The sequence below is a fragment of the Stenotrophomonas nitritireducens genome (genome assembly GCF_001431425.1).
Classification (GTDB): Bacteria; Pseudomonadota; Gammaproteobacteria; order Xanthomonadales; family Xanthomonadaceae; genus Stenotrophomonas; species Stenotrophomonas nitritireducens.
Genome location: NZ_LDJG01000018.1, coordinates 80,792 through 94,788 on the forward strand (window position 1 = coordinate 80,792; position 13,997 = coordinate 94,788).

Below are 13,997 nucleotides of genomic sequence, written 5' to 3' on the forward strand. Positions count from 1 at the left end.
GATGGGCGAAGCCTAGAATTGCCGGGCTGAATCCGGCAGTCCCGTATACGTTTTCCCCCTTGGGCAATCCATCGGGTGGTCGTTTCGCGCAAGCGTGCAAGGGAGTGCCGGACAAGGCCCCCCCTCGCAATTGGATCGACCGATGATTCCGTTGAAATCACTTGGACGCAGCCTGCGTCCGGGCCTGCTGCTTGCCTTGTCCGCGCTGTTGGCGGGCTGCGACGCGGCCATCCTGAACCCCAAGGGCCAGATCGGCCACGACGAGAAGACCCTGCTGATCACCGCCACGGTGCTGATGCTGCTGGTCGTCGTCCCCGTGATCGTGATGACCCTGGTGTTCGCGTGGAAGTACCGCGCTTCCAACACCAAGGCCCGCTACGAGCCGAAGTGGTCGCACTCCACCGCCATCGAAGTGGTGGTGTGGTCGATCCCGTGCATGATCGTGCTGGTGCTGGCGGTGCTGACCTGGCGCTCGTCGCATGCGCTGGATCCCTATCGGCCGATCGAATCGGAGCACGCGCCGGTCGTGGTCGAGGCGATCTCGATGGACTGGAAGTGGCTGTTCGTCTATCCGGAAGAGAACGTGGCCGTGGTCAACGAGCTGACCTTCCCGGTCGATGCGCCGCTGAACCTGAAGATCACCTCCGACACGGTGATGAGCGCGTTCTTCATCCCGCGCCTGGGCAGCATGGTCTATTCGATGGCGGGCATGGAGACCAAGCTGCACCTGGTCGCCAACGAGGCCGGCGAGTTCGAGGGCATGGCTTCGCACTACAGCGGCGCCGGCTTCAACAAGATGCATTTCACCGCGCACGCGGTGAGCGATGAACAGTACCGCGCCTGGCTGGACAAGGTCCGCGCCGGCGACAAGGTGCTGGACAAGGCCGCGTTCACCGACCTGGGCGCCGAGAAGAACCACGACTGGTATCCGGTGACCTATTACGGGCGCACCGAAGCCGGGCTGTTCGACTGGATCCTTGCCCGCCACATGGGTGAGAACCACCACTTCGGCATGAAGAAGCACGACCATGCGGCCGCGCCGCAGGATGCCGCCGCGCACGAGGGCCATGAAGGCCACGATGCCGGCGACAGCCAGCCGGACGCTGCCGGCGATGCCGGACACAACGCTGACGAGCACGCCGCCCATGCCGGGCACGGCGCCTCGGGAGAATGACAATGCTGGGCAAACTGACTATCGAAGCGGTCCCGTACCACGAGCCGATCATCATGATCACGCTCGGCGCGGCCGGGCTGATCGGCCTGCTGGTCCTGGGCCTGATCACCCGGGCCAGGCTGTGGGGCTACCTGTGGAATGAATGGTTCACGTCGGTGGACCACAAGAAGATCGGCGCGATGTACCTGATCGTCGCCTTCGTGATGATGCTGCGCGGTTTCGCCGACGCGGTCATGATGCGTCTGCAGCAGGCCGTCGCCGCTGGCGGCGCCGAAGGCTACCTGCCACCCCATCACTACGACCAGATCTTCACCGCCCACGGCGTGATCATGATCTTCTTCGTGGCGATGCCGCTGATCACCGGCCTGATGAACCTGGTCGTGCCGCTGCAGATCGGCGCGCGCGACGTCGCCTTCCCGTTCCTGAACTCGCTCAGCTTCTGGCTGTTCGTGTCCGGCGCGGGTCTGGTGATGATCTCGCTGGGCGTGGGTGAATTCGCGCAGACCGGCTGGCTGGCGTTCCCGCCCCTGTCGGGCAAGGAATACAGTCCCGGCGTCGGCGTGGATTACTACATCTGGGGCCTGCAGGTCTCCGGCCTGGGCACCACGCTGAGCGGCATCAACTTCTTCATCACCATCCTCAAGATGCGCACCCCGGGCATGAAGCTGATGCACATGCCGGTGTTCAGCTGGACCGCGCTGGTGACCAACGTGCTGATCATCGCCGCCTTCCCGGTGCTGACCATCACCCTGGTGCTGCTGACCCTGGACCGCTACCTGGGCATGCACTTCTTCACCAACGACGCCGGCGGCAACGCCATGCTGTACATCAACCTGATCTGGATCTGGGGCCACCCGGAGGTCTACATCCTGGTGCTGCCGGCGTTCGGCGTGTTCTCCGAGGTCATCGCCACCTTCTCGCGCAAGACCCTGTTCGGCTACAAGGGCATGGTGTACGCGACGGCCTGCATCGGCGTGCTGTCCTTCCTGGTGTGGCTGCACCACTTCTTCACCATGGGCTCGGGCGCCAACGTCAATGCCTTCTTCGGCATCACGACGATGATCATCTCGATCCCGACCGGCGTGAAGATCTTCAACTGGCTGTTCACGATGTACCGCGGCCGCGTGCACTTCACCTCGCCGGTGCTGTGGACGATCGGCTTCATGATCACCTTCGTCATCGGCGGCATGACCGGCGTGATGCTGGCGATCCCGGCCATCGACTTCGTGCTGCACAACTCGCTGTTCCTGATCGCGCATTTCCACAACGTCATCATCGGCGGCGTGGTGTTCGGCATGTTCGCCGGCATCACCTACTGGTTCCCGAAGATGTTCGGCTTCAAGCTGGACGAGACCTGGGGCAAGCGTGCGTTCTGGTGCTGGTTCATCGGCTTCTACGTGGCCTTCATGCCGCTGTACGTGCTGGGCTTCATGGGCGTCACCCGCCGCCTGCAGAGCTACCCGAACGCTGACTACCAGCCGTACTTCGTCGTGGCCATGATCGGCGCCTTCATCATCGGCGCGGGCATCCTGTGCCAGATCGTCCAGATCATCGTGTCCATCCGCGACCGCAAGAAGAACGTGGACCTGACCGGCGACCCGTGGGATGCGCGCACGCTGGAGTGGGAAACCGCTTCGCCGGTGCAGTTCTACAACTTCGCCACCCTGCCCAAGGGCGAGGAGCTGGACGATTTCTGGGAGCGCAAGCAGCGCGGTGAGGCCTGGCCGAAGCCGGCCAGGTACAGCGACATCCACATGCCGCGCAACACCGGCACCGGCGTGGTGATCGGCGCCTTCAGCCTGGTGTTCGGCTTCGCGATGATCTGGCACATCTGGTGGCTGGCGATCATCGGCCTGGTCGGCATGATCGGCACCTTCATCTACCGCACCTTCGACACTGACGTGGACTACTGGGTGCCGGCCGCTGAAGTGGAACGCATCGAAAACGAACACCGCCGCCACCTGGAAGCCCAGGGGCTGGTGAAGACCGAGGTGAAGGCATGAGCACGACCGCCCACGCGTTGAACCATGGCCACGCCGCGCAGGCGGCGGACCATGACCACGAGCACCACCACGACGCCGGCGAGAGCACCGTCTTCGGCTTCTGGGTGTACCTGATGAGCGATCTGCTCATCTTCGCCACGCTGTTCGTCACCTACGTGGTGCTGTCCGGCGGCACCAACGGCGGTCCGGGGGCGAAGGAACTGTTCGACCTGAAGTTCGTGGCCGGCGAAACCGCGCTGCTGCTGGTGTCCTCGCTGACCTTCGGCCTGGGCATGATCGCCATGCACCAGAAGAAGGTCGGCCTGATGTTCGGCTGGCTGGCCGTCACCTGGCTGCTGGGCGCCGGCTTCATGGTCATGGAGATCTGGGAGTTCAACCACCTCGTGCACGAGGGCTTCGGCCCCGACCACAGCGCCTTCCTGTCGGCGTTCTTCGCCCTGGTCGGCACCCACGGCCTGCACGTGAGCGCCGGCCTGCTGTGGCTGCTGGTGATGTTCATCCAGCTCAAGCGCAACGGCCTGACCCAGACCAACAAGACCCGCATGGCGTGCCTGAGCCTGTTCTGGCACTTCCTGGATCTGGTCTGGATCGGCGTGTTCTCTGTCGTCTACCTGTCGGGAGCCCTCTGATGTCCGCCCATGACAACCACGCCCACGGTGCCGGCGGCGAGAGCCACGGCAGCGTCAAGTCCTACCTGATCGGCTTCGTGCTGGCGGCCATCCTGACCATCATCCCGTTCTGGGTGGTGATGAGCGGCGGCCTGTCCTCGACCTTCGCCACCGCGATGGTGATCCTGGTCGCCGGCCTGCTGCAGCTGCTGGTCCACCTGGTGTTCTTCCTGCACCTGGACCGTTCCTCGGCGGCACGCTGGAACGTCAATGCCGGCCTGTTCACCGTGGTGGTGATCGGCATCATCGTCGCCGGCACGCTGTGGGTCATGTGGAACATGAACTACCACATGATGCACTGACGTCGGACGACGCCGTTATCGAAAAAGCCGCCCTTCGGGGCGGTTTTTTTGTGGTGGCGATCCGTGGTTGGCCGGTGATGCCCCAGCGGGGCGCTGCCCCGCTCTACAGGTCGGCGGGGTTCTGTAGCGCCGGGCAGCGCCCGGCGGGGCTTTCCCGGGGGCGATGGGCTTCGGGGAAATCGCGCTGGTGAGCCGGGCCCGTGATGCCCCAGCGGGGCGTTGCCCCGCTCTACAGGTCGGCGGGTTTCTGTAGCGCCGGGCAACGCCCGGCGGGGCTTTCCCAGGGGCGATGGGTTTCGGGGAAATCGCGCTGATGAGCCGGACCCGTGATGCCCCAGCGGGGCGTTGCCCCGCTCTACAGGTCGGCGGGTTTCTGTAGCGCCGGGCAGCGCCCGGCGGGGCTTTCCGGGGGCGATGGGCTTCGGGGAAATCGCGCTGATGAGCCGGACCCGTGATGCCCCGGCGGGGCGTTGCGCCGCTCTACAGGTCGGCGGGGTTCTGTAGCGCCGGGCAACGCCCGGCGGAGCTCTCCCGGGGGGCGAAGAGCTGCGGGGAAATCGCGCTGGTGAGCCGGGCCGGTGATGCCCCGGCGGGGCGTTGCGCCGCTCTACGGGAGATGCGGCCGTGCGGCCGATTTTCCTGGCAGTGTGTGGAGAGGCTTCCTGCCGCGTCGATGGAACGGGGCAGGGCGCTTGAGGCGTGCGCCGGCGTCGATCACGTCGCCTGGCGCAGGAAGGCTTCCGGATCCATCGGCTTGCCGAGGTGGTAGCCCTGCAGGAGATCGCAGCCCAACTGGTCGAGGAAGTCGCGCTGGGCCTCGGTTTCCACGCCTTCGGCTACGACCTGCAACTGCAGCGAGCGGCCGAGCGCGACGATCGAGGAGACGATGGCCGCGTCCTCGGCGTTGTTCTCCAGGTCGCGGACGAAGGCGCGGTCGATCTTCAGTTCCGAGGCCGGCATGCGCTTGAGATAGAGCAGGCTGGAGTAGCCGGTGCCGAAATCGTCGATGGCGATCTTCACCCCCATTGCGGTCAGCGTGTTGAGCAGCTGCAGGCTGGCCTCGACGTTCTTCATCGCGGTGGTCTCGGTGACCTCGAGGGTCAGGTGACCCGGATCGAGCGCGTGGCGCTGGAGCGCGTCGCGCACCGTGTCCACCAGCGACGGCGAGGTGAACTGCAGCGGCGACAGGTTCACCGCCATCGACCAGCTGGTATGGCCGGCGTCGTGCCAGGCGCGCAGCTGGGCGCAGGCGCGGTCGAGCACCCAGTCGCCGATGGGCAGGATCAGGCCGCTGCGCTCGGCGATGGGGATGAAGGTATCCGGGCCGAGCAGTCCGAGTTCGGGGTGCTGCCAGCGCAGCAGCGCCTCGGCGCCGATCACCGGCTGGCCGCTGCCCGGGAACTTGGGCTGGTAGTGCAGGATCAGCTCGTCGCGGGCGAGCGCGCGGCGCAGGTCCTGCAGCAGGCGCAGGCGCCGGGCGGCGCTGGCCTGCATGGCCGGGGTGAAGAAGGTGTAGCCGTTCCGGCCCGATTGCTTGGTGTGGTACATCGCCGCGTCGGCGTGCGCCATCAGCTCGCGTTCGCTGGTGGCGTCGTCCGGGTACAGCGCGATGCCGAGGCTGGCGCTGAGCTGCAGCTCGGCGGCGTCGATCACGAACGGTTCCGCCACCGCCGCGGTGATGCGCTCGGCGACGACCACCGCATCGTCGGTCGATTCCACGCCCAGCACCACGACGAACTCGTCGCCGCCGAGGCGGGCGAGGGTGTCCTGCGGCCGCAGCAGCTCGCGCACCCGTTCGGCCATGCGCACCAGCAGGCGGTCGCCGAACTGGTGGCCGTAGGCGTCGTTGACCAGTTTGAAGCCGTCCAGGTCGCAGAACATCACCGCCACCGAGGCGCCGTGGCGCTTGGCCTTCTCGATGGCCTGTTCGATCCGGTCCTGCAGCAGCATGCGGTTGGGCAGGCGGGTGAGCGGATCGTGCAGCGCCGCTTCCACCAGTTCCTGGTTGGCGCGCGCCAGCGAGTCGGCCAGGCGCCCGGTACGGCTGTGCAGGCGCTTGTCGAACAGCGAGGCGATCAGGGTGATGCCGATGATGCCCAGCGTGGTGACGATCACCAGCACCGCCAGCCAGTGGCTCTGCAGGCCGCCGTCGACCGCGGCGCCGCAGATGCTGCCGGCGGGAAAACGCGCGGCGGCCATGCCGGTGTAATGCATGCCGACGATGGCCAGGCCCATCACCAGCGAGGCGGCCAGGCGCAGCAGCCGGATGTGCCGGCCCTCGCGGCGCAGGCGCAGGGCGATCCACAGCGCCGCGCCGGACGCGCCGATGGCGACCAGGATCGAGGCGCTGAACCAGAACGGGTCGTAGTCGATGCCCGGCTGCATGCGCATCGCGGCCATGCCCAGGTAGTGCATGGCCGCGATGCCGCCGCCCATCAGCACGGCGCCGGCCAGCAGCCGCGGCCACGGCAGCCGCTGCCGCGAGACCAGCCACAACGCATAGGCCGAGGCGCCTACCGAGGCGGCCAGCGAATACAGGGTGATGGCCAGGTCGTAACCGACCGGGATCGGCAGGTGGAAGGCCAGCATGGCGATGAAGTGCATCGACCATATGCCCAGGCCCATCGCCAGGGCGCCGCCGATCATCCAGCCGTACAGGCCGCGCCCCGTGGCTGTCGCCAGGCGTCCGGCCATGTCCAGGGCCGTGTACGAAGCGAGGATGGCGACCAGCAGGGAGAAAACGACCAGGGTCGGGTTGTAGGTGCCAACCATTTGGGGGGAATCCGACGTTTCGTGGATGAAATAGTGCATCAACTAGCGGCGTGCGGGCGTGCTTCTTTAGTCGGGACGGTCGCATCGGCTGCGACGGCCGGCGGGTATCCTGTGCGCGCCCCCACCGAAGGAATCCCGATGGCGAAGAACCGCACCGCCTATGTCTGCAGCGAATGCGGCGCCGAATACAGCAAATGGCAGGGCCAGTGCACCGAGTGCGGCGTCTGGAACGTGCTCGGCGAGGTCGTGCTGGAGAGCGCGGCGGCGGTGAAGGCGCCGGCCGCGCGGCGCGGCGGCTGGGCCGGCAAGGTCGAGGCGCCGAGGATCACCGCGCTCAAGGACGTGCGCCAGAGCGAGCATGCGCGCGTGTCCACCGGCATCGGCGAGTTCGACCGGGTACTGGGCGGCGGCCTGGTCGAGGGCGCGGTGGTGCTGGTCGGCGGCGATCCGGGCATCGGCAAATCGACCCTGCTGCTGCAGGCGCTGGCGCGGATGGCCGGCACGCTGCCGGTGCTCTACGTCACCGGCGAGGAATCGCTGGCGCAGGTGGCCGGGCGCGCGGTGCGCCTGGACCTGCCGCTGGACGGCCTGGACGCGCTGGCCGAGACCGGCATCGAACTGATCCTGCAGCATGCCGCCGCGGCGCGGCCGAAGCTGATCGTCGCCGACTCGGTGCAGACGCTGTGGACCGAGACCCTCACCGCCGCGCCCGGCTCGGTCAGCCAGGTGCGCGAGAGCGCGGCGCGGCTGGTGCGCTTCGCCAAGGAGACCGGCACCGCCGTGTTCCTGGTCGGCCACGTGACCAAGGAGGGCGGCATCGCCGGTCCGCGCGTGCTCGAGCACATGGTCGATGCGGTGCTGTATTTCGAGGGCGAGAGCGGCAGCCGCTTCCGCGTGCTGCGCGCGTTCAAGAACCGTTTCGGCGCGGTCAACGAACTGGGCGTGTTCGCGATGGGCGAGAAGGGCCTGAAGGAAGTGCCCAATCCCTCGGCGATCTTCCTGTCCGGCGGCAGCACGCGCCAGCCAGGCAGTTGCGTGATGGTCACCCGAGAAGGTACCCGGCCGCTGCTGGTGGAGGTGCAGGCGCTGGTCGATGCCTCGCCGCTGTCCAACCCGCGCCGGGTCGCGGTGGGGCTGGAGCAGAACCGGCTGGCGATGCTGCTGGCGGTGCTGCACCGCCACGGCGGGGTGATGGTCGGCGACCAGGACGTGTTCATCAACGTGGTCGGCGGCATCCGCGTGCAGGAAACCGCGGTCGACCTGCCGGTGCTGCTGGCGGTGCTGTCCTCGCTGCGCGACCAGCCGCTGGCGGAGAAGACCATCGCCTTCGGCGAGGTCGGCCTGTCCGGTGAGATCCGCCCGGTGCCCAATGGCGAGGAGCGCCTGCGCGAGGCGGCCACGCATGGTTTCAAGCGCGCCATCGTGCCCAAGGCCAACGCGCCCAAGGCCGGTTCGGTCAAGGGCATGGAAGTGATCGCGGTCGAGCGGCTGGCCGAAGCGATCGAGGCCGCCTGAGCCATGCGCCCGCGATTCACCGCCGAAGGGAGGCAGCCGATGCGCCGCGCATGGGCCGGAATCGGGGTGCTGGGGCTGCTGCTGGCGCCGGCGTCGCAGGCCGCGTCCCTCTGCGTGGACCCGCTGGCCGTGGCGCGCGCGTTGTTCGAGGCGGGGATTGCCGCGCGCTTTCTGGATGCGCCCGATGCCCTGCTGAGCGCGGAGTTTTCGCGGGCGATGGCGGGCGAACGCGACTGCCAGGAGCGCGAGCAGGGCGTCTGCCGGCTGGACTACGACCCCTGGCTGGATGGCCAGGACGGCGACATCGACGGCGATGCCAGCTACCAGTGGCATGCCGCGTCGCCGGACAGCGGCGTGGTGGAGGTGCGTTTCCCGGTATGGGGTCAGGGCCACCGGACGCGCCTGGCGATGCGCCGGCAGGGGGATCGCTGCTGGCGGGTCGACGACCTGGTCACCAATCGCGGGGAATCGGTCCGCGAAGTGCTGGCACGACCGGTTCCCTGAGAGCGCCGGCCGCGACCGGGGGCCGGGTTACCGGGAGTGCCCGAGTACCAGTTCGATCACGAACTGGCTGCCGAAGAAGGCCAGCAGCAGCAGCACCATCGCCGCCAGCGTCCAGTGCACCGCCTTCACCCCGCGCCAGCCGTTGCGGCGCCGGCCGATCATCAAGGTGCCGAACACCAGCCACGACAGCACGCTGAGCACGGTCTTGTGCACCAGCTTCTGCGCCAGCAGGTCGTCCACGAACAGCACGCCGGTGACCAGGGTCAGGGTCAGCAGGCAGAAGCCGACGGTGATGGTGCGGAACAGCAGGCTTTCCAGGTCGGTCAGTGGCGGCAGGGCGCGCAGCCAGGGGCGGAAATCGCGCCGGCGCAGGGCGCGCTCCTGCAGCCACAGCATGATCGCCAGCAGTGCGGCGATGCTCAGCGTGGCGTAGGCCAGCAGCGCCAGCCAGGCGTGGGTGGCCAGTTGCCAGCCCAGCACCCGGCTCGGTTCGTGCCCGTAGCCGTGGTAGGCCAGCAGCAGCAGCGCCGCCATCGGGAACACCAGCACGCCCAGCGCCGCCATGCGTCCGCGCGCGCCCACCACAGTGGTGAGCAGGGCCATGCCCAGCGCCACCAGCGACAGCGCGGCGAAGAAATGCATGTCCGGCCCGCCGCTGGTATGCATCGCCACCATCAGGTGGTAGCCGCCATGCAGCGCCACCGCCGCCGATGCCGGCCACAGCCAGATGCGCGACCCGGAGGCGCGCTCGGCCGCCAGGCCATGGACGAGCAGCCCGGTGGACAGCAGGTAGAGCGCGACGGCGATGAGAACGATTGTCATCGGCACAGTTTCGCATACGGGCCCGCCGCTGGCGATGCAGGCATGGCCGCGGCGCGCCCGGCCGCACCGCCGGGCATGATCCGGGCGGCGGAATTCCGTCCCGGCGATGGCAGACTCGCGGCCAGTGCGCCCAAACGCGACAGCGCGCGACCCGCTCACGCGCTTGCCGGCCCGTCCGGCGACCGATGATGAAGACAGACCATCCCGACATGAAGCCGCCTCGATGTCCACACTGCGCAAGCGCCTCCTCGCCCGTAAATCCTTCGAAGCAGTCCGCGCCGATGCCGAACGCCACGGACTGCAGCGCAAACTGGGGGCCTGGCACCTGGTCATGCTGGGCATCGGCTGCATCGTCGGTGCCGGGGTGTTCATCATGACCGGCACCGCGGCCGCGAACTATGCCGGCCCCGGTGTGGTGCTGTCGTTCGCGCTGGCTGGCCTGGCCTGTGCGTTCACCGGTCTGTGCTATGCCGAACTGGCGTCGACCCTGCCGGTCTCCGGCTCCTCCTACACCTATTCCTACGCCACGCTCGGCGAGGGATTCGCGTGGGGGCTGGGCTGGCTGCTGATGCTGGAATACGGGCTGGCCGGCGCGGCGCTGGCGGTCGGCGTCTCCGGCTACCTGTCGAGCCTGCTGGGCGATTTCGGCATCATCGTGCCGGCCGCGCTGAACACGCCGCTGGTGCAGGGCGTGATGACCGAAGTCGGGCTGGTGTTCCGCATCAGCGGCGGCGTGAATCTGCTGGCGGCACTGTGCGTGCTGGGATTCGCCTGGGTCCTGATCCGCGGGATCAGCCAATCGGCCGCCGTGAACACGGTGATGGTCGTGTTGAAACTGTCGGTGCTGCTGCTGTTCGTGATTGTCGGTGCGCAGTACGTCGACACCGCCAACTGGACGCCGCTGATACCGCCGAACGAAGGCGACTTCCGCTACGGAATGGCCGGTGTGCTGCGTGCCGCGTCGGTGCTGTTCTTCGCCTATCTCGGTTTCGAGACGGTCTCGACCGCGGCGCTGGAGGCGCGCAATCCGCAGCGCGACATGCCCATCGGCATCCTCGGCTCGCTGGTCATCTGCACCCTGCTGTACGTGGCCGTCGCACTGGTGCTGACCGGTCTGGTGCCCTACCGCATGCTCGGCGTCCCCGATCCGATCGCGCTGGCCATCGACCATATCGGCCAGCCTGCCATGGCGCTGTTGATCAAGGTCGGTGCGGTGGCGGGGCTGTCGTCGGTGTTGATGGTCAATACCTACGGCCATTCCCGGATCTGCTATGCGATGTCGCGCGACGGCCTGCTGCCGCCGCTGTTCGCCCAGGTGCATCCGCGCTTCCGCACGCCGCACAAGGGCACCCTGGTGGTGGCCGGCATGGCCGCGATCGCGGCGATGCTGCTGCCGATCTCGATCCTCGGCGATCTGGTCAGCCTGGGCGTGGCATTCGCGTTCTCGATCGTGGCCATCAGCGTGATGTGGCTGCGCACGCACCATGCGGAACTGCCGCGCCCGTTCCGGGTGCCGCTGGGCGGGGTGCGCATCCGCGGCATCTGGATCGGTACCGTGCCGGTCTGCGCGCTGCTGCTGTGCCTGTGCATGGCCGGGCCGGTGCTGTACGACATCGGCGCCAAGGCCGCCAATGGCGACGTGTTCCCGGCGACGATCCTGGTGCTGTACCTGCTGGCAGGGGTCTGGATCTATGCGCGCTACGGCTACCGCCATTCGCGCCTGGGCGCGGCTCAGCGCGAGACATAAGCGCTCGGCGGCTCGCCGAACGCACGGTGGAACATCGCGGTGAACGCGCTCGGGCTCTCATAGCCGACATCGAGCGCCACCGACGTGATCGAGCGCCCGGAGGCCAGCAGCGACACCGCCTGCATCAGCCGCACCTGCTGGCGCCACAGTGCGAAACCCATGCCCAGTTCCTGCTTGAAAGTGCGGGTGAAGGTGCGCCGGCTCATGCCGACCAGCACCGACCAGGCATCGATGTCGCGGCGGTCCGCCGGGTCGGCGATGATCGCCCGGCAGGCATGCACCAGCCGCGGATCGGAGGGCATCGGCACGTGGTAGGGCGCCCCCGGCATCCGCCGGATCTCGTCGAGCAGCAGCCATGCGATGCGGCCCTCGCGGCCGTCCAGATCATAGGCGGCCGGGAATTTCACCACTTCCAGCACCAGCGCCTTGAGGAAGTCGGAGACTTCCAGCACGCGGCAGCTGTCGGGGGCGTTGTCATGCACCGGGTCGATGTACAGCGTGCGCAGCGACACCGCGCCGCGGCACGAGACCTCGTGCATGGTGTTCGCCGGCAGCCACACCGCGCGCTGCGGAGGGATCACGAAACTGGTCTGCGGCGTGACCACCGACATCACCCCGGCGCTGGCATACAGGAACTGCGCCCGCTCGTGGCAATGCCAGGGGTCGACGAAGCCGGCCGGGTATTCGTCCTCCAGCCCGATCATCGGCCTGGCGTTGAGCGGATAGTCCTGGCTGTGTTTCATGGAACGGCGGTGCGGTTTGTGTGGCATGGGCCGATCACACCGTATTCGTTGCGGACACGCAACACCATTCATGGCGGCCGCGCGGCATCTGGCCCGACCGCGAGAATCTGCGACCTTTCCCGGTCAGTGGTGCGGGTGGTCGCGGGGCTAATGTGGACCGCCAAGGAGGAATCATGGAACGCAACGAGCAGTCATCCACCGCCGCCCGCCACGACGATGTCGATCCGGAGGTCCGCACGTTCCTGCAACGCATGAACGCCGGTTACGCGGCATTCCCGGGCCTGGCCCAGGCTTCGCTGCCGGAAGCGCGGCGCATCGCCGAAACGGTGCGCGCGCAGTGGGTGCAAGGCGGCCCGGCGATGGCCGCGACCACCGAGCTGCGCGTCGGCGCAACGCACACGCGCATCCGCATCCTGCGGCCGCAGCACGGCGACGCCAGCCTGCCCGCACTCGTATACCTGCATGGCGGCGGCTGGACGATGTTCAGCATCGATACCCACGACCGCCTGATGCGCGAGTACGCCGGCCGTGCCGGCGTGGCGGTGGTCGCGGTGGATTACAGCCTGTCGCCGGAGGTCAAGTTTCCGCGTGCGCTGGAGGAGACGACGGACGTCATCCAGTGGTTGCGCGCGCACGGCGCCGAGCATGGCATCGATGCTGCGCGGCTGGCCGTCGGCGGGGATTCGGCCGGCGCCAACCTGTCCGTGGCCAGCCAGTTGCGCCTGCGCGAATCGGGGCAGCCGGTGGTGTCGGCGATGCTGCTCAACTACGGCGCCTACAGCGACCGGCCGACGCCGTCATGTACGCGTTACGATGGCCCGGACTACATGCTCGAGGTCGAGGAGATGCACCGCTTCTGGCTCAATTACCTGCGGGACGACCGCGACCGCGGCGACCCGTTGGCGATGCCCCTGCATGCCGACCTGCAAGGCCTGCCGCCGGCATTCCTGGCGGTGGCCGAATGCGACATCCTCGCCGACGGCAACCAGGCGATGGCGCAGGCGCTGCGCGACGCGGGGTGTACCGTCCAGGCCCATACCTATGCCGGTGCCACCCACAGTTTCCTGGAGGCGATGTCGATCTCCACACTGGCCAACCGCGCGCTGGACGATGCGTCCGCGTGGCTGAAGGAGCGACTCGGCGCGTGATGAATACCCTGTTCGATCCACATTCTCCCGACGATGTCCTGGCGCTGGTGCAGGGCTTCCCGCTGGCCTGGGTCATAGCCCGCGAAGGCGAGGCGCCCGCCACGCCGTTGCCGCTGCTGGCCGAAACCGACGCCGACGGCCGCATCGTGTCGCTGTTCGGGCATTGCGCGCTGCGCAATCCCATGGTCGCCGCGCTGCGTGCCGCGCCGCGCGCGCTGCTGCTGTTCCAGGGGCCGCAGGGCTACATTCCGCCGCGGCTGGTTTCCAGGCCCGCCTGGGGGCCGACCTGGAACTACGCCGTGGCGCGCTTCGACACCCGCATCGAATTCGTGCCGGACGAGAACGACGCCGCTTTGCGCCGCCTTGCCGCGCACCTGGAGGCCGGCCGCGATGATCCATGGACGGTGGAGCGCATGGGCGAACGCTATGCCCAGCTCGGCCAGCACATCATCGCGTTCCGCGCGCATGTGCTGGCCACCCACGCCACGTTCAAGCTCGGGCAGGACGAAGGGCGCGGGACGTTCGACGAAATCGTCGCCGGCCACGACTCCGCCGGACTGTGTGCCTGGATGCGGCGCATGCGGAAAGGGGACTGACCG

The 13,997-nt window shown here is 68.0% G+C and carries 12 protein-coding genes; 9 read left to right on the forward strand and 3 right to left on the reverse strand.

Annotated elements, in window-relative coordinates:
- Window positions 1-142: 142 nt before the first annotated feature.
- Genes cyoA through cyoD form a run of 4 tightly spaced genes read left to right on the forward strand, consistent with a single transcriptional unit; the run spans window position 143 to window position 4,147 of the window.
- Window positions 143-1,174, forward strand: a complete 1,032-nt coding sequence (gene cyoA / locus ABB22_RS12455) for a ubiquinol oxidase subunit II (RefSeq protein ID WP_055768229.1) — start codon at window positions 143-145, stop codon at window positions 1,172-1,174.
- A gap of 2 nt (window positions 1,175-1,176) precedes the next feature.
- Window positions 1,177-3,177 (forward strand): cytochrome o ubiquinol oxidase subunit I, encoded by a 2,001-nt coding sequence (gene cyoB / locus ABB22_RS12460; protein WP_055768231.1) that lies wholly within the window; start codon window positions 1,177-1,179, stop codon window positions 3,175-3,177.
- Window positions 3,174-3,806, forward strand: a complete 633-nt coding sequence (cyoC, locus tag ABB22_RS12465; RefSeq protein WP_055768235.1) for a cytochrome o ubiquinol oxidase subunit III — start codon at window positions 3,174-3,176, stop codon at window positions 3,804-3,806. Before cyoB ends, cyoC begins: the two co-directional genes overlap by 4 nt.
- Window positions 3,806-4,147 (forward strand): cytochrome o ubiquinol oxidase subunit IV, encoded by a 342-nt coding sequence (cyoD, locus tag ABB22_RS12470; RefSeq protein ID WP_055768240.1) that lies wholly within the window; start codon window positions 3,806-3,808, stop codon window positions 4,145-4,147. Before cyoC ends, cyoD begins: the two co-directional genes overlap by 1 nt.
- 714 nt (window positions 4,148-4,861) lie before the next feature.
- Here the strand turns inward: cyoD and ABB22_RS12475 are convergent.
- Window positions 4,862-6,919 carry a putative bifunctional diguanylate cyclase/phosphodiesterase gene (locus ABB22_RS12475; protein ID WP_055768243.1) on the reverse strand — a complete coding sequence of 686 codons (2,058 nt, stop codon included), beginning with the start codon at window positions 6,917-6,919 and terminating at the stop codon, window positions 4,862-4,864.
- Window positions 6,920-7,057: 138 nt separating this feature from the next.
- Here ABB22_RS12475 and radA point away from each other — a divergent pair, with 138 nt between their 5' ends.
- Window positions 7,058-8,434: a DNA repair protein RadA gene (radA, locus tag ABB22_RS12480; protein ID WP_055768246.1), complete on the forward strand. Its 1,377-nt coding sequence runs from the start codon at window positions 7,058-7,060 to the stop codon at window positions 8,432-8,434.
- A gap of 39 nt (window positions 8,435-8,473) precedes the next feature.
- Window positions 8,474-8,938, forward strand: a complete 465-nt coding sequence (locus ABB22_RS12485) for a hypothetical protein (protein WP_055768248.1) — start codon at window positions 8,474-8,476, stop codon at window positions 8,936-8,938.
- Between the two features lie 27 nt (window positions 8,939-8,965).
- Here ABB22_RS12485 and ABB22_RS12490 read toward each other — a convergent pair whose 3' ends face one another.
- Complete coding sequence (locus tag ABB22_RS12490; RefSeq protein ID WP_055768250.1) at window positions 8,966-9,760, reverse strand: cytochrome C assembly family protein; 795 nt, start codon at window positions 9,758-9,760, stop codon at window positions 8,966-8,968.
- Between the two features lie 223 nt (window positions 9,761-9,983).
- Here ABB22_RS12490 and ABB22_RS12495 point away from each other — a divergent pair, with 223 nt between their 5' ends.
- The gene (locus ABB22_RS12495; protein WP_055768253.1) at window positions 9,984-11,507 is read left to right on the forward strand and encodes an amino acid permease; all 1,524 of its coding nucleotides are present in this window, start codon (window positions 9,984-9,986) and stop codon (window positions 11,505-11,507) included.
- On the opposite strand, the gene ABB22_RS12500 is transcribed toward ABB22_RS12495, so the two are convergent.
- Window positions 11,492-12,250, reverse strand: a complete 759-nt coding sequence (locus ABB22_RS12500; protein WP_055768256.1) for an AraC family transcriptional regulator — start codon at window positions 12,248-12,250, stop codon at window positions 11,492-11,494. The genes ABB22_RS12495 and ABB22_RS12500 overlap by 16 nt on opposite strands.
- Window positions 12,251-12,423: 173 nt before the next feature.
- Here ABB22_RS12500 and ABB22_RS12505 point away from each other — a divergent pair, with 173 nt between their 5' ends.
- Both ABB22_RS12505 and ABB22_RS12510 read left to right on the forward strand, forming a co-directional pair.
- Entirely contained in the window at window positions 12,424-13,398 is a 975-nt protein-coding gene (locus tag ABB22_RS12505) for an alpha/beta hydrolase fold domain-containing protein (protein ID WP_055768259.1), read from the forward strand.
- Complete coding sequence (locus ABB22_RS12510) at window positions 13,398-13,994, forward strand: FMN-binding negative transcriptional regulator (protein WP_055768261.1); 597 nt, start codon at window positions 13,398-13,400, stop codon at window positions 13,992-13,994. The genes ABB22_RS12505 and ABB22_RS12510 overlap by 1 nt, the downstream gene beginning before the upstream one ends.
- The last annotated feature ends 3 nt before the right edge of the window (window positions 13,995-13,997 follow it).

Bases quoted from the DNA above. Each gene is read 5' to 3' on its own strand.
- cyoA (WP_055768229.1), top strand. From the start codon at position 143: ATGATTCCGTTGAAATCACTTGGACGCAGCCTGCGTCCGGGCCTGCTG.
- cyoB (WP_055768231.1), top strand. From the start codon at position 1,177: ATGCTGGGCAAACTGACTATCGAAGCGGTCCCGTACCACGAGCCGATC.
- cyoC (WP_055768235.1), top strand. From the start codon at position 3,174: ATGAGCACGACCGCCCACGCGTTGAACCATGGCCACGCCGCGCAGGCG.
- cyoD (WP_055768240.1), top strand. From the start codon at position 3,806: ATGTCCGCCCATGACAACCACGCCCACGGTGCCGGCGGCGAGAGCCAC.
- ABB22_RS12475 (WP_055768243.1), bottom strand. From the start codon at position 6,919: ATGGTTGGCACCTACAACCCGACCCTGGTCGTTTTCTCCCTGCTGGTC.
- radA (WP_055768246.1), top strand. From the start codon at position 7,058: ATGGCGAAGAACCGCACCGCCTATGTCTGCAGCGAATGCGGCGCCGAA.
- ABB22_RS12485 (WP_055768248.1), top strand. From the start codon at position 8,474: ATGCGCCGCGCATGGGCCGGAATCGGGGTGCTGGGGCTGCTGCTGGCG.
- ABB22_RS12490 (WP_055768250.1), bottom strand. From the start codon at position 9,760: ATGACAATCGTTCTCATCGCCGTCGCGCTCTACCTGCTGTCCACCGGG.
- ABB22_RS12495 (WP_055768253.1), top strand. From the start codon at position 9,984: ATGTCCACACTGCGCAAGCGCCTCCTCGCCCGTAAATCCTTCGAAGCA.
- ABB22_RS12500 (WP_055768256.1), bottom strand. From the start codon at position 12,250: ATGAAACACAGCCAGGACTATCCGCTCAACGCCAGGCCGATGATCGGG.
- ABB22_RS12505 (WP_055768259.1), top strand. From the start codon at position 12,424: ATGGAACGCAACGAGCAGTCATCCACCGCCGCCCGCCACGACGATGTC.
- ABB22_RS12510 (WP_055768261.1), top strand. From the start codon at position 13,398: ATGAATACCCTGTTCGATCCACATTCTCCCGACGATGTCCTGGCGCTG.